Here is a 23,839-nt window from a genome sequence, read left to right as displayed (position 1 = left end):
GAGGTCGACGTGGACCAGTTTCTCCAGCAACTCGTCAACGGGTTGACCTTGGGCTCGCTGTACGCCCTGATCGCGGTCGGGTACACGGTCGTGTACGGCATCGTGCAGCTCATCAACTTCGCCCACGGCGAGGTGTTCATGATCGGCGCGTTCGGCGCGCTGACGACGTACCTGTTGTTCTTCAACGGTGAGACCAGCGTCTGGATCCTGCCGGTGATGATCGTCGGCGCGATGCTCGCGTCGGTCAGTACCGCGGTGCTGATGGAACGTGTCGCGTACCGTCCCCTGCGGAACGCGCCACGACTCGCACCGCTGATCACGGCGATCGGTATCTCCGTGTTCCTGCAGGAGTTCATCCGGCTGTTCTACGAGCGCCCGGCCTGGACCGTGGTGGTGTTCGCCGGGCTCGCGATCGCGGCCGGCTACGTCGCAGGTAACCGGCAGACCGAGGCGAACCTCGACCACCCAGTCAGCAAGTGGCACGACCGGGCCCCACTGCTCGGCGGCGCGGCCGGTGCGGTGGCACTGTGGATCGTCGTCCTGCTGATCAGCACCGATCTCTCCGCGCTGTACGTCGTGGTAGCGATCGTCGGCGGCGCGCTCGTGGGTACGGCGGTCGGCATGACGGCCGGCGAGGCGACGAAGTCGCATGCGCGGGTCCGGGTCGGCGTCCGCGCGGTAGCCGTCAGCGCCGGGGTGGCCGCGGTCACCGCGGAGGTCGGCTGGATCCTGTTCAAGGTGCTGATCAACAAGGTCGAGTGGCCGAGCGCGAAGGCGCGCATCCCGTTCCCGCAGCTCGACGTGGTGACCGGCAAGGCGCTACAGGTCGGCGGGGTGACCATCCAGCGGTCGGCGATCTTCACGGTCGCGGCACTCGCGGTCTGCGCCGTACTGCTGTGGTTCTTCATCAACCGGACCCGGCTGGGCCGCGGTATGCAGGCGGTGTCGCAGGACCCGGACACCGCTCGGCTGATGGGTATCAACGTGGACCGGATCATCGTGGTCGCGTTCGCCCTCGGCGCGGTGCTGGCGTCGATCGCTGGTGTCTCGCAGGGCCTGCAGAACAACAACATCGACTTCCGGATGGGCTTCCTGGCCGGTCTGAAGGCGTTCACCGCCGCGGTCCTGGGCGGTATCGGCAACGTGTACGGCGCGGTCGTCGGTGGTCTGGTCCTCGGCGTGGTCGAGGCGATGGCCACGCAGTACATCCCGGGCCAGTTCGGCGGTAGCACCTGGAAGGACGTCTGGGCGTTCGTGATCCTGATTCTGGTTCTGGTCTTCAGGCCGCAGGGCCTGCTCGGCGCGAGGGTGGTGGACCGGGCATGACACATGTGAAGACGCCTGTGGACGAGGCCTCGGAGTCCCCGGTGGCGAAGCCGGGCAAGCCGATCGCGTGGCCGATGGGCATCGCCGGCGTGGCGCTGCTGATCGTCGGGTCGTTCCTGTCCTGGAGCTACGACGGCCAGATCCTGAACGACCTGTCGATCAACTTCTACCCCGGTGGCCTGCAGATCCTCGCAATCATCGGTGCGGTGCTGGCCCTGGTGCTGCTGCTGGCGGAGAAGGGCCCGCTGACCAAGCTGGGTTCCTGGCTGGACGCCACGCTCGGTATCCGGGCGCTCGGTGCCGGCCTGGCGCTCTACATGGTGCTGGTCGTGGTCGCGATCGGCACCGAGTCCGACGGTCTGATCAACGTGAACCCGGGCGCCTACATCTCGCTCGTGGGCGCGCTGTTGCTCGCGGTCTCGGGCTGGTTGCTGCCGTTGCGGCAGTTGCGGGACATGAGTGCGGCGAGGCTGCCGGCCTGGTCCGAGATCCTCATGATCGCGGTGCTGATGGCCGCGGTGCTGTTCGCCGCGGCGTACGCGCTGGGCCTGCAGGACGCCTGGTCGTTCATTCTCTGCCTGGTGTTCATCGCTGTGGTCGCGACGGCGTTGTTCCGGACCGGCTCGATGAGCTTCGTCGGTCACGTCGGGCAGCGGCACAGCAAGGTGCTCACGCTGTCCGCGTTCGTGGTGGCGTTCCTGTTCCCGTTCACACAGAACGGGTCGGACGCGAACATGTCGATCGCGAACCAGGTGCTGATCTTCGGTGCGACCGCGATGGGCCTGAACATCGTGGTCGGCCTGGCCGGCCTGCTCGACCTCGGGTACATCGCGTTCCTCGGGGCCGGCTCCTACACGGCCGCGGTGCTGTCGACCTCGGCGTTCGCCACCGTCGGGTGGAAGCCGCCGTTCCTGGTCGTGATGCTGGTCGGTGCGGGTGTGTCCGCGACGCTGGGTCTCATCATCGGTACGCCGACGCTGCGGGTCTCGGGCGACTACCTGGCCATCGTGACGCTCGGCTTCGGTGAGATCTTCCGGTTCTCGATGGGCAACCTGGACGGCAACAACGGCCCGAACCTGACCAACGGACCGAACGGCATCCCGGGCATCCCGGACCTGTCGATCGGCGGGTTCAACTTCGGCGACGAGCACATGGTCGCGGGGATCGAGCTGGGCCGGTTCTCGAACTACTACTTCCTGCTGCTGATCCTGATCGGCTTCGTCATCCTGGTCTTCTCCCGGCTGAACAACAGCCGGATCGGCCGCGGCTGGGTGGCGATCCGGGAGGACGAGAAGGCCGCCGAGGCGATGGGCGTGAACGTGTTCGGGCTGAAGCTGCTCGCGTTCGCGGTCGGCGCCTTCCTGGCCGGTCTGGCCGGCACCATCAAGGCCCACCAGGACGCGGCGGTCAGCCCGGACCAGTACCAGTTCATCGAGTCGGCGTTCCTGCTCGCGGCGATCGTACTCGGCGGTATGGGCACCATCGCCGGTGTGTTGCTGGGAGCAACGATCCTGAAGCTGCTGCCGGAGAAACTGCGGTTCTTCTCGGAGTACCGGCTGCTGATGTTCGGTCTGCTGCTGGTGCTGATGATGCGGTTCCGGCCGGAGGGGCTGGTCGCGAGCAGACGAAGGCAGCTCGAGTTCCACGAAGAGGACGAGGAGCTGGCCGTCGCGGTCGAGGAAGAACGCCTGATCGTCGAGGAGGCCAAATGACCATCGCCGAGCAGGAGCGGGTGCGCCCCGAGGTGACCGGTGCGACGGTGCTCGAGGCCACTGGTGTGACGATGCGGTTCGGCGGTCTGCTGGCCGTGAACGACGTCAACCTGACTGTCCGCGAGGGTGAGATCGTCGGTCTGATCGGCCCGAACGGTGCCGGCAAGACGACGTTCTTCAACTGCCTCACCGGGCTCTACAAGCCGACAAGCGGTCAGGTCCGGTTCGCCGGCCTGCCGCGGAAGCCGGCGAAGGCGATCCGTCCCAAGAAGGGGCAGACCGTCGAAGCCGTACCGGTGCCGCCGCTGGAGCCGCTGTCGCCGTTGCCGCCCAAGCCGCGGGCGGTTGTCCGGGCCGGGATGGCGCGGACGTTCCAGAACATCCGGTTGTTCGCGAACATGACCGCGCTGGAGAACGTGATGGTCGGGCGGTACTGCCGGACCAGCGCGGGCGCGCTCACCTCGGTGCTGCGCGGGCCGAAGTTCCATCGCGAGGAGGAGGCGACCCGGGCCCGGGCGCAGGAACTGCTCGACTTCGTCGGCCTCGGCCGGTCGGCCGAGCACCTGGCCCGGAACATGCCGTACGGCGACCAGCGCCGGCTCGAGATCGCGCGGGCGCTGGCCACCGACCCGAAGCTCATCCTGCTGGACGAGCCCACGGCCGGGATGAACCCGCAGGAGACCCGGCAGGCCAGTGACCTGATCTTCAAGATCCGGGACTCGGGCCTGGCGGTCGTGGTGATCGAGCACGACATGCGGTTCATCTTCAACCTCTGCGACCGGGTGCTGTGCCTGGTCCAGGGCGAGGCCCTGATCGAGGGCACGCCCGAGGAGGTGCAGTCCGACCCGCGGGTGATCGAGGCCTACATCGGGACCGGCGAGGACGAGGAGGACGACGTCGACGTGCAGGACGCCCACGTCCAGGACACGACGGTCGCCGACGAGGAGGGCCGGTCATGAGCGCGATGCTCGAGGTCAAGGACCTGGAAGTTGCCTACGGCAAGATCCTTGCGGTGAAGAAGATCAGCTTCAGCGTGGAGCAGGGGCAGGTGGTGTCGCTGATCGGCACCAACGGCGCCGGCAAGACCACCACGCTGAAGACGATCTCGGGCCTGCTCCGGCCGACCGGCGGGGAGATCTGGTTCCAGGGCGAGCGGATCGACCACGTGGCGGCGCACGACATCGTCACCCGCGGTCTGGCGCACTCGCCCGAGGGCCGGCGGATCTTCCCGCGGCTGTCGGTCGAGGAGAACCTGATGCTCGGCGCGTTCTCCCGCCGCGATCCCGGGGGCGTGCGCTCCGACCTGCAGGCGGCGTACGACCTGTTCCCGATCCTGGGGGAGCGGCGCAAGCAGCCGGCCGGTACGTTCTCCGGCGGTGAGCAGCAGATGCTGGCGATGGGCCGGGCGATGATGTGCCGGCCGAAGCTGCTGATGCTGGACGAGCCGTCGATGGGTCTGTCGCCGATCATGATGAAGCGGATCATGACCACGGTGAGCGAGTTGCAGCGGCAGGGTACGACGATCCTGCTGGTCGAGCAGAACGCCCAGGCCGCGCTGAAGCGGGCCGACTACGGGTACGTGCTCGAGGTCGGGAAGGTCGTGCTGTCCGGCAGCGGCCGGGACCTGCTGGTGAACGACTCGGTCCGCAAGGCCTATCTCGGCGAGGACTGATGCGAGCGCTGCTGGTTCAGTTGCGGATGACAACGAGCAACTGAACCAGCAGCGGCGCCACGATCAACGCGGGCAGCAGGTCGGCGACAGCGACCTGCTTGAGCTTCAGCAGGCGCAGCGCCACGCCGATCAGCATCACTCCGCCGGTGGCTCCGAGCGCGGTCACGTGGGCCTGCGGCAGTACGTCGCCCAGTAACGCTCCGACGGCCGTCATCGAGCCCTGGATCACGAGGACGACCAAGGCGGAAGCCGCCACGCCCCAGCCGAAGGACGCGGCGAACGCGATCGACGCGAAGCCGTCCAGCACCGCCTTGAGGAACAGCTGATCGGCGCCGCGCCCGAGGCCGTCGGACAGTGAGCCGAGGAAGGTGAGCGGCCCGACGCAGAACACCATCGAGGCGGACACGAACCCCTCGACGAACGTGCTCCGCCCCTCGCCACGGTCGAACCGGCGCTGCATCCAGCCGCCGAAGTCCTCCAGCCGCTGCTCGATCCGCAGCACCGAGCCGAGGATCCCGCCGATCAGCATCGCGCCGAGCACGATCAGGATCGGCGCACTGCTGCCGACGGCGTCGCTCAGCACCTTGTCACCTACGGTGAGTGCCGAGCTGATCGCGATCAGGAGCGTGACGAGTCCGAGCGCGTCGGTGACGAGGTCGCGCGTCCGGTGACTGAGCCGGTGTCCGACGAGTACGCCGAGTATCGAACCGACGAGCACTGTCGCGACGTTCACGACGGTCCCGATTCCGATGAACAAACTGATCTCCGCTCAGCTTTGCATGTGACTCCCGAGGGCCTACTGTTGCGCGAGGACGAGCGTATCCGCCCGTCTGTTCACCTCGGGGGTGGACCGTACCGGGAGGTCGCTGTGGTGGCTGCCGTCGAGGTGAGGGACGCCCAGCCGGGTGACGCCGGCGCGCTGGTGACGCTGTGGCGTGAGCTCAGCACCGCTGCCGGTCTGCCGTCCCGGCTCCCGGCGCCGCCGTCGGTCGCCGCGGCCGAGGTTGCCGTCAGCAAGCATCTGAACGACCCGTTCGGCCGGCTGCTGGTGGTCGAGCTGGATGGTCACGTGCACGGTATGGCGTATCTGCGCCGGACCGTGATCAGTCCGCTGCACGAAGACTCGACCGTCACGGTCGAGTACCTGCACGTCAGCGACACGTCCCGCCGGCACGGCCTCGGCAAGGCGCTGATCGCGGAAGCGGTCACCTGGGCCGAGCACGAGAGCTGCGTCCACCTGGCCGTGGTCGCGCCCGCGATCGCCCGCGAGGCCAACCGTTTCCTCGCCCGCCTCGGCCTCGGGCAGGCCGGCGTACTGCGGTTCGCGAGCACCCACACCGTACGTCGGCGGCTCACCGCCGAGCACGCGCCGAACCTGCTCGCCCTGCTGTCGTCGCGCCGCTCGGCCGTCGCCCGCCGCGCCGTCAGCTCCCGGGCGGCGCCTGAATCAGCTGACAAGTGATCCGGGCGGTGCACACGCGCTTGTCCCGGTCGTCGGTGACGACCACCTCGTACGACGTGGTGGTGCGGCCGAGGTAGATCGGTGTCGCGACGCCGGTGACGACCCCGTCGCGGACCGCTCGGTGGTGGGTCGCGTTGATGTCGACGCCGACCGCGACCTTCCCGGACGCCGCGGCGTGCAGCGCCGACCCGATCGAGCCGAGGCTCTCGGCCAGCACACAGGACGCGCCGCCGTGCAGCAGACCGTAGGGCTGCGTGTTGCCCTTGACCGGCATCGTCGCGACGACCCGCTCGGGAGACGCCTCGCTGACAACGATCCCCATCAACTGGAGGAGAGTGCCCTCCACGCTCATACCTGGCCCGAGGTTCGATTCGTCTGTCACGGAAGCAGTGTGTCAGAACTGTCGGTGGGAACCACTAGAGTCGGTGTGTGGCTCCAGATACAGACACTTCGACGATGACCAAGGACACCGTTCAGGCCGGCGCAGGCCGGCCGCGGATCCTGCTGCTGGACGGGCACTCGCTGGCCTACCGGGCGTTCTACGCGCTCCCGGTGGAGAACTTCTCCACCACCACCGGGCAGCACACCAACGCGGTGTACGGGTTCACCTCGATGCTGATCAACATGCTCCGCGACGAGCAGCCCACGCATGTCTGCGTCGCGTTCGACGTGTCCCGCAAGACCTTCCGCTCCGAGCAGTACACGGAGTACAAGGCGGGCCGGTCGAAGTCGCCGGACGAGTTCAAGGGGCAGATCTCGCTGGTCAAGGAGGTGCTGGAGGCGCTCCGGATCCCGACCACGGAGATCGACGGCTGGGAGGCCGACGACATCATCGCGACGCTCGCCACGCAGGCGGCCGACCAGGGCTTCGAGGTGCTGATCAGCAGCGGTGACCGGGACGCGTTCCAGCTGGTCAGCGAGGACGTCACGGTGCTGTACCCGAAGCGCGGCGTGTCCGAGATCGCCCGGATGGACCCGGCCGCGGTCGAGGAGAAGTATGGCGTGGGGCCGCGGCTGTACCCGGATCTCGCCGCCCTGGTGGGAGAGCAGAGCGACAACCTGCCGGGTGTGCCCGGGGTCGGCCCGAAGACGGCGGCCAAGTGGCTGAACCAGTTCGGCTCGCTGAACGACGTGGTCGACCGGGTGAACGAGATCAAGGGCAAGGCCGGTGAGTCGCTGCGTGAGCACCTCGCCGACGTGATCCGGAACCGGCAGATCAACGAACTGGTCCGCGACCTGACGCTGGACGTCACGGTCGACGACCTGGTCCGGGTGCCGTGGGACCGGGAGAAGGTGCACACGCTGTTCGACAGCCTGGAGTTCCGGGTCCTGCGCGAGCGGCTGGTCGCCGAGCACGAGGAGGTCGACGCGACGGTCGACCACGGGTTCGAGCTGGACGGCGTCCAGCTGAAGCCGGGCGAGGTGGCGGCCTGGCTGAAGGAGCACGTGAGCGGCGGCGAGCGGGTCGGCGTCGCGGTGCAGGGGAGCTGGGGCGGCGGCACCGGCGAGATCACCGGCCTCGCGCTCGCGACCGCGTCCGGTGCGGCGGCCTGGTTCGACCCGACCACGATGACGCCGGACGACGACGCGGCCTGGCAGGCGTGGCTCGCCGACGAGAAGCAGCCCAAGGCGCTGCACGACGCGAAGGGTCCGCTGCTGGGCTTCCTGGAGCGCGGCTGGACACTCGGCGGCCTCAACTCGGACACCCAGCTCAGTGCGTATCTGGTCCGCCCGGACCAGCGGGCGTACGACCTGGCCGACCTGACGGTGCGGTACCTCAAGCGCGAGCTGCGCAACGAGGAGGCCGAGAACGGCCAGCTCAGCTTCGACGACGTCGAGGGCGGCCCGGCCGCGGACCACACGATGCTGCGCGCCCGCGCGATCGCGGACCTCGCCGACACCCTCGACGGCGAGCTCGAGAAGCAGGCCGGTACGGCGCTGCTCGCGGACGTCGAGCTGCCGCTGATCCAGGTGATCGCGGCCATGGAGCGGGACGGTATCGCGGTCGACCGGCCGTACCTGGAGCAGCTCGAGGAGCGATTCGCCACCGGTGTCCGGGAGGCGGCCACAGCGGCGTACGAGGTGATCGGCAAGGAGATCAACCTCGGGTCGCCGAAGCAGCTGCAGGTGGTGCTGTTCGACGAGCTGCAGATGCCGAAGACGAAGCGGACCAAGACCGGGTACACCACGGACGCGGACTCGCTGCAGGCGCTGTTCGAGAAGACCGAGCACCCCTTCCTGGCGTACCTGCTGGCGCACCGGGACGCGACCCGGCTGCGGCAGACCGTCGAGGGGCTGCTGAAGACGATCAGCCCGCGCGACGGGCGGATCCACACCACGTTCAACCAGACCATCGCGGCGACCGGCCGGCTGAGCTCGACCGAGCCGAACCTGCAGAACATCCCGATCCGCACCGAGGAGGGCCGCCGGATCCGGCAGGCGTTCGTGGTCGGCGAGGGCAACGAGTCGCTGATGTCGGCCGACTACAGCCAGATCGAGATGCGGATCATGGCGCACGTGTCGCAGGACCAGGGCCTGATCGACGCGTTCAACTCCGGGATGGACTTCCACTCGGTGACCGCGTCCCGGGTGTTCTCGGTCGAGCCGTCCGCGGTGACCCAGGAGCAGCGCGCGAAGATCAAGGCGATGAACTACGGGCTCGCGTACGGCCTGTCGGCGTACGGGCTGAGCCAGCAGCTGAAGATCGGCGTCGACGAGGCCAAGGGCCTGATGGACGAGTACTTCGAGGGCTTCGGCGGGGTCCGGGACTATCTGCGGTCGATCGTGATCGACGCCGGCAAGACCGGGTACACCGAGACCATCCTGGGTCGCCGGCGGTACCTGCCGGACCTGACCAGCGACAACCGGCAGCGCCGCGAGATGGCCGAGCGGATGGCGCTGAACGCCCCGATCCAGGGCTCGGCCGCGGACGTCATCAAGATGGCGATGCTGAAGGTCGAGCGGTCGCTGCGCGAATCGGGCCTGAAGTCCCGGATGCTTCTCCAGGTCCACGACGAACTCGTCTTCGAGATCGCCCCGGGGGAGCGGCAGGCCCTCGAGGACCTGGTCCGCCACGACATGGGCCATGCCGTCGACATGGCCGTCCCACTCGACGTCTCAGTAGGCGTAGGCCGCACCTGGCACGAGGCCGCCCACTAAGAGGTCTCGAACGCCGGTTGCAGGCCGGGGGAGAGCGCTCGCTCGATGCAGACTCTCTCCCGGTCCGTGAGGTCCGGGAGGGCGTTCAGGGGCCACCAGCGGACGTCGAGGGACTCGTCGTCGTTGACGCGTGGGTCGCCGCGGAGGGGGCGGCAGCGGAAGCAGAGGTCGAGGAACTGGACCTGGTCGCCGTTCGGGTAGCTGGCGGGTGGGAGTGACTCGACGCTGACCAGGCGCTCGACGGCCGCCTCGACCGCGGTCTCCTCCTGGATCTCGCGTACCAGCCCGACGGCCGGCTGCTCACCTGGCTCGAGGATGCCGGCGACCAGGCTCCACCGGCCGTTGTCGGCGCGCTTGACGAGCAGCACCTCGTCCCGGTCGTTGAGCACGACCGCGGTCAGCCCGCTCAGCCAGAGCAGGTCGTGCCCGATCTTCTCGCGCAGGTCGAGGATGAACTTCGGCGTCGGCATGCCCAGAACCCTACCGAGGCCGGCGGCTGGGACTTTCTTCGCCGCAAGAAATTTGGGTGCCTCAACGCAAGTGGTAAGCGTTTGCCGCGCAACTTACCAACAGTGATTGATCGATTCCGATCGGTATCGACCGAGGCCTTCCGTCGGGTCGCTTTCTATGTCATTCTCCCGGGCAAAGATCCGAGATCCTATCGGATATCGCTCTCGGATATTTCGTCTTTGTTCCGACCAGCCGCCAGGAGTAACCCATGCCGAACGATCACGTGCGCCCTGGAGTCAGCCGTCGATCACTCATCGCGGGCGCGCTCGGACTGACCGCCGCAACCGCCGGCGGCGGCCTGCTCAGTGCGTGCAGCGGCAAGAGCAGCGCGACCGGAGCGGCCGCCGGCGCGGGCGAGGCCGCCCCCAGCGTCACCCTCGGCCCGAAGCTGGCCACCGTGCAGTACCCGGACGGGTACGTCGGCCCGGTCGCCCGCGCGCTGAAGCCGATCACGACCGAGAAGACGACGTACAAGATCGTCGTCAAGCAGGACGTGACGATCGGCGACTGGAAGACCAACGCCTTCACCAAGTGGCTGGAGTCCAAGACCAACATCCACATCGAGTGGAGCCAGATCGGTGGCACCGACGACGACGTGATGACGAAGGTCAACGCGATGATCGCGGCCGGCGACATCCCGGACGCCTTCCTGGGCATCGCCTTCACCCGGTCGCAGCTGTTCCTGTACGGCGCACAGGGCCTGTTCACCGACATCAACCAGTACATCGACGGGTACGCGCTGAACCTGCAGCAGGCGATGAAGGACTACCCCGACACCCGCAAGCTGATCCAGGCGCCGGACAAGAAGATCTACTCGTTCCCCGGCATCAACGACTGCTACCACTGCCGGGCCAGCGACGGCCGCGCCTGGCTGAACACCGAGTGGATCAAGCAGGTCGGGCTGGCCATGCCGCAGACCACCGACGAGTTCCACGAAGTACTGCGCGCGTTCAAGAAGGCCGACCTGGCGGGCAACGGCAAGACGATTCCGTTCGCCGGCTACAAGGACTCCGCGATCGACCCGTTCTTCATGAACCCGTTCCTCTACAACCCCGGCGAGCCGTGGCTGGTGGTTCGCGACGGCAAGGTCGACGTCGCGTTCGACAAGGACGAGTGGCGTGAGGGGCTGAAATTCGTGAACAGCCTGTACAAGGACGGGCTGATCAACCGGGACGTGTTCACCGCCGACGAGGACCAGTTGAAGCGCTACGGCAACGCGTCCGGCAAGCCGCTGATCGGGGGCGCCCGGACGAACTACTGGGGCAGCTTCCTGGACATCGACCAGAAGGACCCGGACGCCCGCTGGCGCCAGTACGAGGCGTGCCCGCCGCTGAAGGGACCGAACGGCGTGCAGTACGCGGCGTGGGACTACACCGGCGTCGGCGTCGAGGTGGCCCACCTGGTGATCACCAAGAAGTGCGCCAAGCCGGAGCAGCTGGTCCAGTGGGCCGACGCCCAGTACGAGCTGGAGGCCATCCTGCGCGGGTACGGCGGTCCGGCGTTCGCCTGGGCGAAGAAGGGCGAGCTCGGGATCAACGGCAAGCAGGCGCTCTACGGGTTCGACGCGACCTGGAACTCGCAGAAGAACATCAACTGGAGCCAGGACAACCCGATGTACCGGTCCCAGGACTTCCGGCTCGGTGAGCGGGTGAACCCGAAGGACATGACCTTCGAGAAGCCGCTCTACGAGCAGACCAGGGACAAGTACTTCCCGCACAAGCAGCCGCAGGAGATGCAGTTCCCGCCGGTCACCCTGGACCAGGACCAGGCCGCGCAAGAGGCGGAGCTGAGAACCAACCTCAAGGGCGAGGTGAACCAGTCGTTCGCCAAGTTCCTCACCGGGCAGCTCGACCCCAACGACGACGGTGCGTGGAACGACTACAAGGGCCGGGTCGAGAAGATCGGCGTGAAGCCGTATCTGGAACTGCAGCAGGCCGCCTACGAGACGTACAACGGATGAGCGCGGCCGGCGGAACGCTGCCGCCGGACGAGCGGCGGCTCGGGGCCGGTGCGGCGATCCAGGACACCAAGAGCGACAAGATCGCGCTGGCCTGTATCTACACCGCCCTCGGGCTCTTCTGCCTGGCGGTGCTGTACCCGATCGTCTACGTCCTCAGTGCCTCCGTCAGCAACACCAAGCGGGTGTCCGCCGGCGAGGTGTGGCTGTGGCCGGTCGGATTCACGCTGGATGCGTACAGGGCGATCCTCGACTACAAGTCGATCGTCAGCGGCTTCGGCAACTCGGTGTTCTACGCGGTCGCCGGCGCTGTGGTCGCCACGATCCTCACGCTGCTCGCGGCGTACCCGTTGTCGCGGAAGGGGCTGCCGGGCAAAGGGATCATCATGGCGGCGTTCGTGTTCACGATGATGTTCAGTGGTGGGCTGATCCCGACGTACCTGGTCGTGCACGACCTGGGGTTGCTGAACACGCGCTGGGCGATGATCCTGCCGACCGCGCTGGCGGTCTGGAACGTGATCATCACCCGGACCTACTTCATGGTGACGATCCCGGAGGAGCTGGTCGAGGCCGGCAAGGTGGACGGCTGCAGCGACTTCGGGTTCTTCTGGCGGGTCGTGCTGCCGCTGAGCAAGCCGATCATCGCGGTGAATCTGCTGTTCTACGCGGTCGGTTCGTGGAATTCGTTCTTCAACGCGCTGATCTACCTGACCAACGAACACCTGTTCCCGCTGCAGGTGATCCTGCGGCAGATCCTGCTCCAGACCAAGGTCGACCCGTCGCAGATGGCCGACACCAGCAAGCTGGCGCAGATGCAGGAGCTGCAGCAGCAGCTGAAGTACTCGCTGATAGTGATCGGCATGATTCCGCCGCTGCTGGTCTACCCCTTCGTCCAGAAGCACTTCGTCAAGGGAGCCATGGTCGGCTCCCTGAAGGGATGAGGCCCCGTGGCCACAACAGAAACTGAGACAAGGTCGTCGGTGCCGTCGGCCGCCCACAAGCGCACTCGGGTGGCGAAGTCCAGGGTCGGCCTCGGGCTGCGGATCCGCCGGAACTGGCAGCTGTACGCGATGCTGGCGCTGCCGCTGATCTGGCTGGCGATTTTCGCCTACTGGCCGATGTACGGCGTGATCATCGCGTTCAAGGACTACAACGTGGTGTCCGGGATCTGGGGCAGTCCCTGGGCCGGGATGAAGTACTTCGAGCGGTTCGTGGAGTCGTACCAGTTCTGGCGGCTGATCAAGAACACCGTGTATCTGCACGTCTACGAGCTGGTCGCGACGTTCCCGTTGCCGATCATCCTCGCGCTGTGCCTGAACACGGTCCGGAAGAAGTGGTTCAGCCGCACCACACAGCTGATCACCTACGCGCCGCACTTCATCTCCACAGTGGTCGTGGTCGGTCTGCTCGTGGTCCTGACCAGCCCGAACACCGGTGTGACGAACAAGCTGATTGGGTTGTTCGGGTTCGGTCCCACCGACGTGATGGGCGATTCGGGCATGTTCCGGCATCTGTACGTCTGGTCGGGGGCGTGGCAGACGATGGGGTTCGCCGCGATCATCTACCTGGCGGCCCTGACCAGTGTGCCGCCGGAGCTGCACGAGGCGGCGATCGTGGACGGGGCGTCCCGCTTGCGGCGGATGTGGCACATCGACCTGCCGGCGATCGTGCCGGTCGCGGTGATCCTGCTGATCCTGGACATCGGCAGAATCCTGTCCGTCGGCTTCGAGAAGGTGCTGCTGATGCAGAACAGCCTGAACCTCGATGTCGCGGAGGTGATCGACACCTACGTGTACAAGATCGGTCTGGCTTCCTCGGTCCCGCAGTTCAGCTACGCCACCGCGATCGGACTGTTCCGATCGGTCATCGGACTCGTGCTGCTGGTACTGGCCAACACGTTCGCGCGGCGGTTCGCGAAGTCAAGCTTGTGGTGATTGGTCAAGCTTGTGGTACTTCGGCGGCCTGGCGGCGCAGTCCTGCCGCCAGGCCTGCCGACAGCAGGAGCGCGCAGGTGCTGGTCGTCGCGGCCAGCACCTTCACGCCGTCCAGGCCGGTCGCGGTGCCGGTGCCGAGGATGATCCCGGCGGCGACCGCGAGTACCACGAGCCCGAGCCAGATCCCCAGCGCGGCGCGCTTCTCCTGCTGCGCGATAGCGGCGTACACGACCAGCTGCAGTACGGCGTACGCGGAGCCGGCGACTGCGAACAGCCAGGTGGAGGGGCCGAGCGGCGCGTAGTTCGCCTTGCCGCCGATGACCTCGACCACGATGCCGGGCAGGATCAGCGTCCCGACGACCGCGCAGACGCCGAGGCCCGCGACGGCGAGGATCGCGCGGCGGAGCCGGACGGTGTCGCCGGGGGAGTTGGCCAGGGACGGGAACACGAGCACGATCACGAACTGCGGGAGGAACAGGCAGGCCTTGGCGACGATCAGGCCGGCCGCGTAGTACCCGCTGTCCTTCTCGTCGAGCAGGGCACGCGCGAAGAGTACGTCGGCGTTGGCGAGCGCGAAGAACGCGAGCAGCGTGTGCGTGCCGTGCACGGTCTCCCGCAGTACCTCTTTGATCTCCTGCCGGGTCGAACCGGTCGATCCGCGGAGGAAGAACTGACCCAGCGCCGCCGGTACGGCGGCGCCGAGCGCGAGGCCGGCCATCGCCCAATCGAGCGACGGGTGAATGAGCAGCGCACCGCCGCCGAGCACCAGTCGGCCGATGCCGCCCGACGCGTAGACAGCGGCCAGCTCGGTCCAGCGGTGGCTGCCCTGCAGTACGCCGAGCTGGGAGCCCATCAGCGTGAGACCGCCGAGTGTGGGAGCGAGCAGCACGATCGCGACGATGGAGTCGATGTGCAGCAGCCACATGAACACCGGCGTCAGCAGCAGGCAGAGCACTGTGAGCCCGAGAGCGGACCGGCGGCCAGCCTTCAGCATCGCGTCGCCCAGCGCGGCCGCGCCGTCGCCGGTGTGGGTGGCGAGCCGCCGGGCTCCGGTGGCCTGCAGCCCGAGCGAGGCGACGTTGCCGATCAGCAGCAGACCGAGCAACGCGGTGATCGCTCCGAACTGCTCCGGCAGCAGCCGGCGGGACCCGATCAGGGTGAATCCGTACGCCGCGACGTTCATGATCGCCATCGCGACGGCAACAACCGTGGCGCTGCGCAGGAACGACCGGCGGGGTGCCTGCGGTTCGGGCGCCGGGGTGGTGCCAGATGTCATGCTGCGCTGCCTCGGATCCGTGTGAGATTTGCCGGACCTCACGGTACGGCAACGATGCCGCGCAGGAGCCGCCGGATCCGTTAATGTCCCGCCGGTGAGGAGGCTGAAGGCTGGTAGTTCGGAGCAGGTCGTCTGGCGGGCACGGCTCGTCCTGGGATGCCTTGCTCTGATCGCCCTGTGCTTTCAGCGTGCTCCCGGCGAGATCGTTCCGGATCGCCGGCTCGAGCTGACGGCCGGGCCGGGCGGTTTTCTGTCGCGCGCACTGCACCTGTGGGATCCGCACACCGGGTTCGGGCAGCTGCAGAGTGACGCCTACGGTTACCTGTTTCCGATGGGTCCGTTCCACTGGTTGCTGGACACGCTGTCGGTGCCGGACTGGATCACGCAGCGCCTGTGGTGGTCGCTGGCCCTGTGTGTCGCGTTCCTCGGTATCTGGAAGCTCTGCAACGTCCTGCAGTACGGCGTGGCTTGGACACGGCTCGCCGTCGCACTGCTGTACGCCGTGATGCCACTGGCGTTCGGCGGACTCGCCATCGAGGTGTGGCCGCTGGCCATGGCCCCGTGGGTACTACTGCCACTTGTCTCACCAGGTGCCCGCTCCGGCTGGTGGCGGGTCAGCTGGTCGGCTGTCGCGTTCGCGCTGATCGGCGGCGCCAACCCGGTGGCCGGCGCCGCGACCCTCGTCGTACCGGCCGTCTGGCTCGTGGCGCGCGCCAGAGTGAAGCTGACTGCCGCGTGGCTGGGTTTCGTCGTCGCAGCGTCGATCTGGTGGCTGGTGCCACTGCTGATGCTCCTCCGGTACGGCGTCGCGCCGCAAAGCCCGCGCTGGGTACCGGTTGCTGCTGCGGCCGCCGCAGTGCCGCTCGCACTGGCCGCCGCGCACTACCTGCGTCGCTTGACCAACCTGTCCGTCTCACGAGGCATCCACCGCCGCGTAGTACCTGTTCTGGTCACCTGTCTGGCTGTTGCCGCCGCCCTGCCTGTGGTGCTCATCCGACCGGATGGGGCGTTCGCTGCGATCCCGCAGCACTGGGAGGACGCGGCCAGTTGGTTGGACGAGCAGACCACGCCTGGCAGCGTGCTGGTGCTGTCAGGCTCCAGCGAACTGCTCGCCGCCCTGGTGAACCGCCAACTGGCTGCACTCACCAACGATATGCGCAGCCGTATCGACTCCGGCGTCGGTGACCCGGCGCTGCGGCAGGAGCTGACCCGCGACGGCGTCCGGTACGTCGTCGTGCGCAACGACGTACCGGAAGACACGCCGTCGCTGGCGATCCACGAGAGCCTGGCCGACGCCGGCATCGGACGCGTGGCGTACTTCGGCCCGCCTGGGCGGTCCCGGCTGCCGTACCCGAGCGTGGAAATCTACGACGTCGGGGCGACCATGCCGGGGCGGCTGATCCCGCGGTCGCGGCTCGTAGCGGTCGGTGGTACTGCTGACGACGTACCGACCGTGGTGACCGCGCTCGGTGGGCAGGGGGCCGCAGTACTGCGCGCAGACGCCGACGGCAAGCTGGACGGGCTGCCGTTGATCGCGACTGATCAGCAGACACAGCAGACAGGGCAGCAGACAGAGCAGCAGCCGAGTGCCGTGGTACTGCGGAACACGCAGATCGGCCGGTCCGCTTGTCTGCACGTCGGGGCACGGGCACTGTGCAGCGAGGACCAAGCCAAGGACTCTGCCGAACCGAACGGCCTGTCCCGCGGCGTGCGGCTGCCGCAGGCCGCGACGTACCAGCTGCGCGGGACGGCTCTGCCGCAGGACGGCGAGGCGCTCGAACGGCTGCTGTCGGTGCCGGGAGCGATCACCGCCACTGCATCGTCGCGGGCGGTCGCTGCGCCGGAAGGACGGCCGGATGCCGCGGTTGATCGTGATCTCGGCACGGGCTGGACGGCCGCACCGGACGACCCGACGCCGAGCCTGACCCTGAAGTTGCCCGCAGCAAGGGACGTGCGCGGGCTGCGGTTCCGGGCGTATCTGAACGGTTCGCGGCCGGCAGAGGTCAAGCTGCACTTCGACGACGGCGCGTCGATCCCCGCCATGGTCGACGCCGACGGGTATGTCCGGTTCGCGACGAGGCACGTGCGGACCGTCAGGATCGACTTCACCGCGACGAAGCCGCTGCAGGACGCGCAGACCAGTCCGGTCGGCGTGACCGAGATCGAGGTACTCGGTGCGGACGAGCTGCGCAAGGCGGTCGCTCCGCAGCGTCGCGTTCCGGCGTACTGCGGCAACGGGCCGACGGTCCGCGTCGACGGCGTACCGGCGCGGACGCAGGTCGCGGCGACCATGCGGGACCTGCTGCAGCGGCGACAGGTGGCGTTCAGCCTGTGCGGCCAGATGTCGACCATCCCGTTGCGGTCCGGGCTCCACAAGGTGGAGGTGCAGGCGAACGGTGGCCTGGTGCCGATCGAAACCACGCTGGCGAAAGCAGGGTTCGGGGACGTGTCCGTGACGCCGGTGCAGGGTGTGGACGTGTGGCGTCCGAACCCGACCGAGCTGACGGTCGAGGTGCCTGGTGCTGACGCGCAGTCCGTGCTGGCAGTCGCGCAGACCTACAACGAGGGCTGGGAGGCGTACGACGGCAGCGGCCAGAAGCTCACGCCGATCCGAATTGGCGGCTGGCAGCAGGGCTGGATACTGCCGGCCGGACCGGAGCAGGTGGTCACGGCAAGTTTCATGCCGGACAGGGCCTACCGCGCCGGGCTGCTGCTCGGACTGGTCGCCTTGCTCTCGATCTTGGCCACCGCCGCGTTCTTCACGATAGGACGTTCGACCAGGCGGTAGCTGATTGCGGCCAGGACGACAGAGGCCAGCAGCGTTAGGGGAAGTTGTACGGCGAACGGCCCGTCGAGCAGGCCTAGTACGACGAACTGGTACGCCACAACGCCGTACGACAGCTGTGCGGCGCGCTGCGCCGGTCGACTGCCTAGGACGCGGACCGTCCCGGCTGTGGGCGTCAGGACCGGGAAGAGCACACAGGCGACGACGACTGTGTAGAGCAGACTTTTGATGAGGGCCTGTGCCGCTGTGGGGGTGGTGTGGTCGTACGGTCCGGCGATGGGAGTTGCGGCGATCAGCAGGAGTGCTGCGGCGATTCCCCAGAGCGTGCCGGGGACTCTGGTCAGCGTGTCGAGTGTTGACGCGCCGAGCCGACCTGTGGCGCGGGCGACCTGCCAGAGCGCCATACCCATGCCGACGGCGAACCAGCCGAGGTACCCGGGCAGCCAGAGCCCTGCCCCGGGATGACCGGTTGCCATGACCGCGGCCATCCACACCGGTCCGAGTGCTGTCAGCGCGACCAGGACAAGGAGCCGCCACCGGACACTGCGGCGGGTGGGACGCTCGTACCCGGTCAGCAGCCGCCCCAGACCGGGAAGGAGCAGGTAGAACGGGAGGGGCGTCAGTACGGCCCAGCGGAGGTACGTGGTCGCCGGGTGTGGGACGAGGACGATCGACAGCACGACGGCGACCAGCAGTGCCGGGAGGATGCGTAGTGCGCGGCTGCGCAAGTACGGGAGGGTGAGCGGTGGCAGGGTGCCGGAGAACCACGCCAGTACGTGCGGCCTGTAGAGCAGGAACCCGGACACCGCGCAGAAGATCGCCCAGCCGACGTCCAGCCGGGACACGACCCCGGCGAACGGCGCATGGGTGTGCAGGCCGACCTGAGACACCACGACTGCGAGCGCAGCAATCACTCGCAGTCCGTCGACTGCGGGGAATCGGGTCATGCGAACTGTCCTTTGTGGGCGGTCCAGATGGCTGTGCCGGGGACGAGCGGGCCGCGCTCGGGTCCCCAGCCACCCCAGACGAGCTGGTGCCCGGCCGGCCATTCCGGTTCGAGCAGGTCGTCGACGACGAACCCGGCGCCGGTCAGCTCGCGGATCCAGTCGCCGGTCGTGCGGTGGTGCTCCGCGTAGACCGGCGTACCGGACGCGTCGACCTCGACGTACGGCGTCCGGTCGAAGTAAGAGTGCGTGATCCGCAGACCGGCGGCCGACGGGTCGTCCGGCATCGTCCAGCGGAACGGGTGCGTCACCGAGAAGACCAGAAGGCCTGCGGGTTTCAGAACGCGTGCGATCTCGCGGAACGCCGTACCGGCGTCGGCCACGAACGGGAGCGCTCCAAAGGCGGAGCAGACGATGTCGAAGGTGCTGTCGCGGTACGGGAGTGCGACAGCGTCAGCGGCCACCGTTCGGACCGCCGTGCCCGTGCGTACGTCGAGTTCGTGAGCGATCCGGAGCTGCTCGAGCGAGATGTCGAAAGCAACCACGTCGGCGCCTTGGCCGGCCAGCCAGCGCGAGCACTGCGCCGCACCGCAGCCGACCTCGAGGATCCGCTTGCCGCGCACCGGCCCGAGCAACTGGGCCGCCTCCTCGTCGACGCCTTCCGGACACCAGACGAACCTGTCGTCACCGAGGAAGTCACCGTGCTCTGCCAGGTACTCCGCGGCGGCTCCGTCCCAATACGTCCGGCTGGCACGTGACGTCTGAGCTTCCGTCAGCTCAACCCTCCTAGGCTCCACCACCGGCTCAGCCTAGGGGACCCCGGAGTCTGCAGCCTCCGAGGTCCTGGATCAGTCGTCCAGCTTGCTGTCGGCGTACACGGTCATGGCGTCGCGCAGGTACTCGACCAGTGCGTCGTCGCCGTTGCCGATGTTCTGCCGGAACCGCTCGTCGTCGACGTACATCTGCCCGAGTCCCTTGTACGCCTCACGTGTCGGCGTCCAGAACAGACTGGTGACCTCGTAGTGCAGCTGGATCAGCTCCTGCACACTCAGGTCGGTCACTGCGACTCCTTCCGCCTTCAGCGCGGCCAGCCCTTGGTGGACCTTGGGGTAAGCCGTCCGGGCCTTCTCGGCGTCCGCTTCGGTCCAGCCGCGCATCCGCTCGTAGCTCGCGTCCACGGCCTCGTCGCCCCAGCGCTCACGCGCCTCGGCCTCGTACGGGTTGTGCTCGAATCCTTCGAAGACGTTCTCCGGTGACATCTCTCCTCCTCTCTTCAGGTTGTCGATGGTGGCGTCGACGGTCTGCACCAGCCGGCCCAGGCGCAGTTGCTCCTTGACCAGCCACTCCTTGTGCTTGGCGAGCACCTCGATCGCGTCCTGCTCGTCGCGGTGCGCGATCACCTCGCCGACCACGTCCAGACTCAGCCCGAGGTCCCGCAGCAGGAGGATCTGCTGCAACCGCAACAGTTGCTCCTGCTCGTAGTACCGCCGGCCGTTGGGAGCGACCCGGGCCGGCACCAGCAGGCCGATGGAGTGGTAGTGCCGGAGCGTGCGTGAGGTGACACCGGAGGACCGGGCGACCTCCGCGATCGACCACGCCATCGGGCTGCTCCTTTCGTTCTCCGTCGACATCCCCGACGGTAGATGTTGCCGCTACGTCAACTTCAAGCCGATTTGTCGAGGGGATGCGGCAGGATGCGGAGACATGAGTGATTTCGCGGCCAGCGCCGTTCCGCTGACCGGTGGGTACGGCGGGCAGACGTTCGCGGTGAGCGCCGGCGACGAGGACGCCGTCATCAAGTTCTACGCGCGCGACCCGGAGCGGGCCGCCGTCGACGCCTCGCTGCTCGAACTGGTGCGCGGACTGCTGCCGGTGCCGCGGGTCCTGGACCTGAAGCGCGACGGGTCCTTCGAGGATCCGCCGTACCTGCTGACCGAGCGGCTGCCGGGGATCAACCTGCAGGTCTTCCTCGAGTCGGCGACGGACGAGCAGCGGCGGCGGGTCGGGACGCAACTGGGGGAGTTGCTGGCGCGGCTGAGCGGGATGCCGTTCCTGCGGTCCGGGATGTTCCGGGGCGGTGAGCTGACGGTCGAGCCGTTCGGGTTCGGCGACCTGGCGGAGTACGTCGCGGGCCTCCGGCTCGGGTTCGACGACCGGCAGCGGGAGGGCTTCGCGGCGGTGATCGACGAGGCGGAGGACGTGCTGGCGGACGGCGTGCACCGGGTCTGCCTCGTGCACAGCGACTTCAACCCGAAGAACCTGCTGGTCGACCCCGGGACGGTGCGGATCACCGGGCTGATCGACTGGGAGTTCGCGCACGCGGGTTCGCCGTACGCCGATCTCGGCAACCTGCTCCGCTTCTCGGAGGACCGGATCCTGGCCGGGGCAGTGCTGGACGCGCTCCGGGGAACGGAGCTGGGGGAGCGGCTGGTGGACCTCGGCCGGGCGGCCGATCTGTGGGCGCTGCTGGACCTCGCGCAGCGGGCCGCCGAGCACGAGGTCGCGGCGGCCGCGCACCGTCTGGTCTCCCGAATGGCGGACACCGGCACCCTCGCCGGGGGCCGTCCGGACCTGGACGTCGTACATTGAGATCAGTGGCACGTCGGGAGACCTCGGCGGGCGGCCGGTCGGCACCGGGTGCCCCAGGTTGTGCTGTCTTCGTCAAGACCGGTATTCTGTGAGATGCGCTATGGGCCCGCGCGACCTCGGACGGAGCAGGCTCGTGCTCGCAGCAGTCGGTGGTGAATCTGTGCTCTTCAGGCAATCCAGCGGTTTGATGCGATCCAACGGTTCATGACGCGACCGCACAACACCACCAGTCCACGGAGCAACCCACCACATGACGGCCAGCATCGAGGCACCTCTCGACCCCGCAGTGCGCACCACCCCGCAGGTAGCGGTCAATGACATCGGGTCGGAGGCAGACTTCCTCGCCGCGATCGATCAGACCATCAAGTACTTCAACGACGGCGACATCGTTGAAGGGACCATCGTCAAGGTCGACCGGGACGAGGTTCTCCTCGACATCGGTTACAAGACCGAAGGCGTCATCCCCTCCCGTGAGCTGTCGATCAAGCACGACGTCGACCCGAACGAGGTCGTCAACGTCGGCGACCACGTCGAGGCCCTGGTTCTCCAGAAGGAGGACAAGGAAGGCCGTCTGATCCTGTCCAAGAAGCGCGCTCAGTACGAGAAGGCGTGGGGCACGATCGAGAAGATCAAGGAAGAGGACGGCGTCGTCACCGGCACCGTCATCGAGGTCGTCAAGGGTGGACTCATCCTGGACATCGGCCTCCGCGGCTTCCTGCCGGCCTCGCTCGTCGAGATGCGCCGGGTCCGCGACCTCCAGCCGTACGTCGGCCAGGAGATCGAGGCCAAGATCATCGAGCTGGACAAGAACCGCAACAACGTGGTCCTGTCCCGCCGGGCGTGGCTGGAGCAGACGCAGTCCGAGGTGCGGATGAACTTCCTCACCCAGCTGCAGAAGGGCCAGATCCGCAAGGGTGTCGTCTCCTCGATCGTCAACTTCGGTGCGTTCGTGGACCTCGGCGGCGTCGACGGTCTGGTGCACGTCTCGGAGCTGTCCTGGAAGCACATCGACCACCCGACCGAGGTCGTCGAGGTCGGCCAGGAGGTCACGGTCGAGGTGCTGGACGTCGACATGGACCGCGAGCGCGTCTCGCTGTCGCTGAAGGCGACCCAGGAAGACCCGTGGCAGCAGTTCGCCCGGACCCACCAGATGGGCCAGATCGTGCCCGGCAAGGTCACCAAGCTGGTTCCGTTCGGTGCGTTCGTCCGCGTGGAGGAGGGCATCGAGGGTCTGGTGCACATCTCCGAGCTGGCCGAGCGGCACGTCGAGATCCCGGAGCAGGTCGTCCAGGTCAACGACGACACGATGGTCAAGATCATCGACATCGATCTCGAGCGTCGCCGGATCTCGTTGTCGCTGAAGCAGGCCAACGAGGGTCTGGACCCGGTCTCGGACGACTTCGACCCGACGCTCTACGGCATGACGGCGACGTACGACGACCAGGGCAACTACATCTACCCGGAGGGCTTCGACCCGGAGACGGGCGAGTGGCTCGAGGGCTTCGACGCGCAGCGCGAGGAGTGGGAGCGGCAGTACGCCGAGGCCCACACGCGCTGGGAGGCCCACAAGAAGCAGATCGAGGACGCCAAGACGGCGGACGTCGAGGCCGGCGAGGCATCGACGTACTCCTCCGCGGCTGCCCCGAAGGACGACGCTCCCGTCGAGGGTGCGCTCGCTTCCGACGAGGCACTGCAGGCGCTTCGCGAGAAGCTGACCGGCCAGGGCTGATCCGGTAGCAGTACCACTCAAGACCCTCGCACCCTCACCGGGTGCGGGGGTCTTGTCGTTTCGGCCCGGACGGCTCACCCGCCGGCCGAACCGGCTCGGTAGGCTGCGACGGTGCTGAGAGTGGGACTGACTGGCGGGATCGGTGCCGGGAAGAGCGCGGTGTCGTCGCGGCTGGCCGAGCGGGGTGCCGTGGTGATCGACTCCGACGTGCTCGCGCGGGAAGTGATCGCGCGCGGGACCGACGGTCTCGCGGAGGTCGTCGAGGCGTTCGGTGCCGCCGTACTGACGGCCGATGGTGAGCTGGACCGGCCGGCGCTCGGGAAGATCGTGTTCGGCGACGAGACCGCGCGGCGGAAGCTGGAGGCGATCATTCATCCCCGGGTCCGGGCGCGGGCGGCCGAGATCGAGGCCGGTGCGGCGGCGGACGCGATCGTGGTGCACGACATCCCGCTGCTGGTCGAGACCGGTCAGGCGGACCGGTTCGACCTGGTGTTGGTCGTCGATGTGCCGGTGGAGGTCCAGGTACAGCGGCTGACCGCGCAGCGTGGAATGACTGTCGAGGAAGCGAAACAGCGGATCGCCAGCCAGGCGTCGCGGGACGACCGGCTCGCTGCCGCGGACGTGGTGGTCGGCAACTCCGGCAGCCTGGCCGACCTGGATCGCCGCCTGGACGAGGTGTGGGCCACACTCGTACACCGCCAAGGCCACGGTCCGGACACGAAAAGGTGACCCTTGCGCGGGAAATGATGCATCCGGGACCGGCTGTACGAGAATCTGTCCCGGT

At 67.8% G+C, this 23,839-nt stretch carries 20 protein-coding genes; 13 read left to right on the top strand and 7 right to left on the bottom strand.

Going from position 1 to position 23,839, the window contains the following annotated elements; all coding sequences use genetic code 11:
- Nucleotides 1-9 precede the first annotated feature (9 nt).
- Genes EV137_RS42130 through EV137_RS05635 form a run of 4 tightly spaced genes read left to right on the top strand, consistent with a single transcriptional unit; the run spans nt 10 to nt 4,710 of the window.
- Nucleotides 10-1,326 (top strand): branched-chain amino acid ABC transporter permease, encoded by a 1,317-nt coding sequence (locus EV137_RS42130; RefSeq protein WP_238175109.1) that lies wholly within the window; start codon nt 10-12, stop codon nt 1,324-1,326.
- Nucleotides 1,323-3,038, top strand: coding sequence for a branched-chain amino acid ABC transporter permease (locus tag EV137_RS05645; protein WP_133998180.1), 1,716 nt, complete (start codon nt 1,323-1,325; stop codon nt 3,036-3,038). Before EV137_RS42130 ends, EV137_RS05645 begins: the two co-directional genes overlap by 4 nt.
- Nucleotides 3,035-3,997 (top strand): ABC transporter ATP-binding protein, encoded by a 963-nt coding sequence (locus tag EV137_RS05640; RefSeq protein ID WP_134126968.1) that lies wholly within the window; start codon nt 3,035-3,037, stop codon nt 3,995-3,997. The genes EV137_RS05645 and EV137_RS05640 overlap by 4 nt, the downstream gene beginning before the upstream one ends.
- A complete protein-coding gene (locus tag EV137_RS05635) occupies nt 3,994-4,710 on the top strand; it encodes an ABC transporter ATP-binding protein (RefSeq protein WP_133786389.1) in 717 nt (238 codons plus the stop codon). Before EV137_RS05640 ends, EV137_RS05635 begins: the two co-directional genes overlap by 4 nt.
- A gap of 16 nt (nt 4,711-4,726) precedes the next feature.
- Here the strand turns inward: EV137_RS05635 and EV137_RS05630 are convergent, their stop codons facing one another.
- Nucleotides 4,727-5,467: a DUF554 domain-containing protein gene (locus EV137_RS05630; protein ID WP_134126966.1), complete on the bottom strand. Its 741-nt coding sequence runs from the start codon at nt 5,465-5,467 to the stop codon at nt 4,727-4,729.
- 114 nt (nt 5,468-5,581) lie between these two features.
- Between EV137_RS05630 and EV137_RS05625 the strand changes: the two genes are divergently transcribed.
- On the top strand, nt 5,582-6,172 hold the full coding sequence (locus tag EV137_RS05625; protein ID WP_238175108.1) for a GNAT family N-acetyltransferase: 591 nt from the start codon (nt 5,582-5,584) through the stop codon (nt 6,170-6,172).
- Here the strand turns inward: EV137_RS05625 and EV137_RS05620 are convergent.
- A complete protein-coding gene (locus EV137_RS05620) occupies nt 6,135-6,554 on the bottom strand; it encodes a hotdog fold thioesterase (RefSeq protein WP_238175107.1) in 420 nt (139 codons plus the stop codon). The genes EV137_RS05625 and EV137_RS05620 overlap by 38 nt on opposite strands.
- Before the next feature lie 74 nt (nt 6,555-6,628).
- Here EV137_RS05620 and polA point away from each other — a divergent pair, with 74 nt between their 5' ends.
- Nucleotides 6,629-9,331, top strand: coding sequence for a DNA polymerase I (gene polA, locus EV137_RS05615; RefSeq protein ID WP_134126964.1), 2,703 nt, complete (start codon nt 6,629-6,631; stop codon nt 9,329-9,331).
- Here polA and EV137_RS05610 read toward each other — a convergent pair.
- On the bottom strand, nt 9,328-9,801 hold the full coding sequence (locus EV137_RS05610; RefSeq protein WP_134126962.1) for an NUDIX hydrolase: 474 nt from the start codon (nt 9,799-9,801) through the stop codon (nt 9,328-9,330). The genes polA and EV137_RS05610 overlap by 4 nt on opposite strands.
- 248 nt (nt 9,802-10,049) lie before the next feature.
- Between EV137_RS05610 and EV137_RS05605 the strand changes: the two genes are divergently transcribed.
- The 3 genes from EV137_RS05605 (at nt 10,050) to EV137_RS05595 (ending at nt 13,732) form a co-directional block, all read left to right on the top strand.
- On the top strand, nt 10,050-11,801 hold the full coding sequence (locus EV137_RS05605; RefSeq protein WP_134126960.1) for a type 2 periplasmic-binding domain-containing protein: 1,752 nt from the start codon (nt 10,050-10,052) through the stop codon (nt 11,799-11,801).
- Nucleotides 11,798-12,739 (top strand): carbohydrate ABC transporter permease, encoded by a 942-nt coding sequence (locus tag EV137_RS05600; protein WP_133998155.1) that lies wholly within the window; start codon nt 11,798-11,800, stop codon nt 12,737-12,739. The genes EV137_RS05605 and EV137_RS05600 overlap by 4 nt, the downstream gene beginning before the upstream one ends.
- 69 nt (nt 12,740-12,808) lie before the next feature.
- A complete protein-coding gene (locus EV137_RS05595) occupies nt 12,809-13,732 on the top strand; it encodes an ABC transporter permease (RefSeq protein ID WP_238175106.1) in 924 nt (307 codons plus the stop codon).
- A gap of 4 nt (nt 13,733-13,736) precedes the next feature.
- Here EV137_RS05595 and EV137_RS05590 read toward each other — a convergent pair whose 3' ends face one another.
- The gene (locus EV137_RS05590) at nt 13,737-15,008 is read right to left on the bottom strand and encodes a lipopolysaccharide biosynthesis protein (protein ID WP_133998149.1); all 1,272 of its coding nucleotides are present in this window, start codon (nt 15,006-15,008) and stop codon (nt 13,737-13,739) included.
- Nucleotides 15,009-15,102: 94 nt separating this feature from the next.
- Between EV137_RS05590 and EV137_RS05585 the strand changes: the two genes are divergently transcribed.
- Nucleotides 15,103-17,796 (top strand): alpha-(1->3)-arabinofuranosyltransferase domain-containing protein, encoded by a 2,694-nt coding sequence (locus tag EV137_RS05585; RefSeq protein ID WP_166679783.1) that lies wholly within the window; start codon nt 15,103-15,105, stop codon nt 17,794-17,796.
- Here EV137_RS05585 and EV137_RS05580 read toward each other — a convergent pair.
- Genes EV137_RS05580 through EV137_RS05570 form a run of 3 tightly spaced genes read right to left on the bottom strand, consistent with a single transcriptional unit; the run spans nt 17,703 to nt 20,338 of the window.
- Nucleotides 17,703-18,740, bottom strand: coding sequence for an acyltransferase family protein (locus tag EV137_RS05580; protein WP_134126956.1), 1,038 nt, complete (start codon nt 18,738-18,740; stop codon nt 17,703-17,705). The two genes, EV137_RS05585 and EV137_RS05580, sit on opposite strands and share 94 nt — an antisense overlap.
- Nucleotides 18,737-19,537 carry a class I SAM-dependent methyltransferase gene (locus EV137_RS05575; protein ID WP_134126954.1) on the bottom strand — a complete coding sequence of 267 codons (801 nt, stop codon included), beginning with the start codon at nt 19,535-19,537 and terminating at the stop codon, nt 18,737-18,739. The genes EV137_RS05580 and EV137_RS05575 overlap by 4 nt, the downstream gene beginning before the upstream one ends.
- A 48-nt stretch (nt 19,538-19,585) precedes the next feature.
- The gene (locus EV137_RS05570) at nt 19,586-20,338 is read right to left on the bottom strand and encodes a MerR family transcriptional regulator (RefSeq protein ID WP_134126952.1); all 753 of its coding nucleotides are present in this window, start codon (nt 20,336-20,338) and stop codon (nt 19,586-19,588) included.
- 103 nt (nt 20,339-20,441) lie between these two features.
- On the opposite strand from EV137_RS05570, the gene EV137_RS05565 reads away from it, so the two are divergent.
- From EV137_RS05565 to coaE, 3 genes are all read left to right on the top strand, one after another.
- Entirely contained in the window at nt 20,442-21,326 is an 885-nt protein-coding gene (locus EV137_RS05565; RefSeq protein WP_134126950.1) for a phosphotransferase family protein, read from the top strand.
- A 250-nt stretch (nt 21,327-21,576) separates the two neighbouring features.
- Nucleotides 21,577-23,055 (top strand): 30S ribosomal protein S1, encoded by a 1,479-nt coding sequence (rpsA, locus tag EV137_RS05560; RefSeq protein ID WP_133998133.1) that lies wholly within the window; start codon nt 21,577-21,579, stop codon nt 23,053-23,055.
- Between the two features lie 111 nt (nt 23,056-23,166).
- The gene (coaE, locus tag EV137_RS05555) at nt 23,167-23,784 is read left to right on the top strand and encodes a dephospho-CoA kinase (protein ID WP_134126948.1); all 618 of its coding nucleotides are present in this window, start codon (nt 23,167-23,169) and stop codon (nt 23,782-23,784) included.
- Nucleotides 23,785-23,839: the final 55 nt, after the last annotated feature.

Source organism: Kribbella pratensis (genome assembly GCF_004366075.1).
In the GTDB taxonomy this organism is placed as follows: Bacteria; Actinomycetota; Actinomycetes; order Propionibacteriales; family Kribbellaceae; genus Kribbella; species Kribbella pratensis.
Note: the sequence above shows the minus strand (reverse complement) of the source record. Positions and strands in the feature narration are given on the sequence as shown.

Excerpts from the sequence above, each read along its gene's own strand:
- EV137_RS05645 (WP_133998180.1), top strand. The coding sequence starts at position 1,323 with ATGACACATGTGAAGACGCCTGTGGACGAGGCCTCGGAGTCCCCGGTG.
- EV137_RS05640 (WP_134126968.1), top strand. The coding sequence starts at position 3,035 with ATGACCATCGCCGAGCAGGAGCGGGTGCGCCCCGAGGTGACCGGTGCG.
- EV137_RS05635 (WP_133786389.1), top strand. The coding sequence starts at position 3,994 with ATGAGCGCGATGCTCGAGGTCAAGGACCTGGAAGTTGCCTACGGCAAG.
- polA (WP_134126964.1), top strand. The coding sequence starts at position 6,629 with ATGACCAAGGACACCGTTCAGGCCGGCGCAGGCCGGCCGCGGATCCTG.
- EV137_RS05610 (WP_134126962.1), bottom strand. The coding sequence starts at position 9,801 with ATGCCGACGCCGAAGTTCATCCTCGACCTGCGCGAGAAGATCGGGCAC.
- EV137_RS05605 (WP_134126960.1), top strand. The coding sequence starts at position 10,050 with ATGCCGAACGATCACGTGCGCCCTGGAGTCAGCCGTCGATCACTCATC.
- EV137_RS05600 (WP_133998155.1), top strand. The coding sequence starts at position 11,798 with ATGAGCGCGGCCGGCGGAACGCTGCCGCCGGACGAGCGGCGGCTCGGG.
- EV137_RS05590 (WP_133998149.1), bottom strand. The coding sequence starts at position 15,008 with ATGACATCTGGCACCACCCCGGCGCCCGAACCGCAGGCACCCCGCCGG.
- EV137_RS05580 (WP_134126956.1), bottom strand. The coding sequence starts at position 18,740 with ATGACCCGATTCCCCGCAGTCGACGGACTGCGAGTGATTGCTGCGCTC.
- EV137_RS05570 (WP_134126952.1), bottom strand. The coding sequence starts at position 20,338 with ATGGCGTGGTCGATCGCGGAGGTCGCCCGGTCCTCCGGTGTCACCTCA.
- EV137_RS05565 (WP_134126950.1), top strand. The coding sequence starts at position 20,442 with ATGAGTGATTTCGCGGCCAGCGCCGTTCCGCTGACCGGTGGGTACGGC.
- rpsA (WP_133998133.1), top strand. The coding sequence starts at position 21,577 with ATGACGGCCAGCATCGAGGCACCTCTCGACCCCGCAGTGCGCACCACC.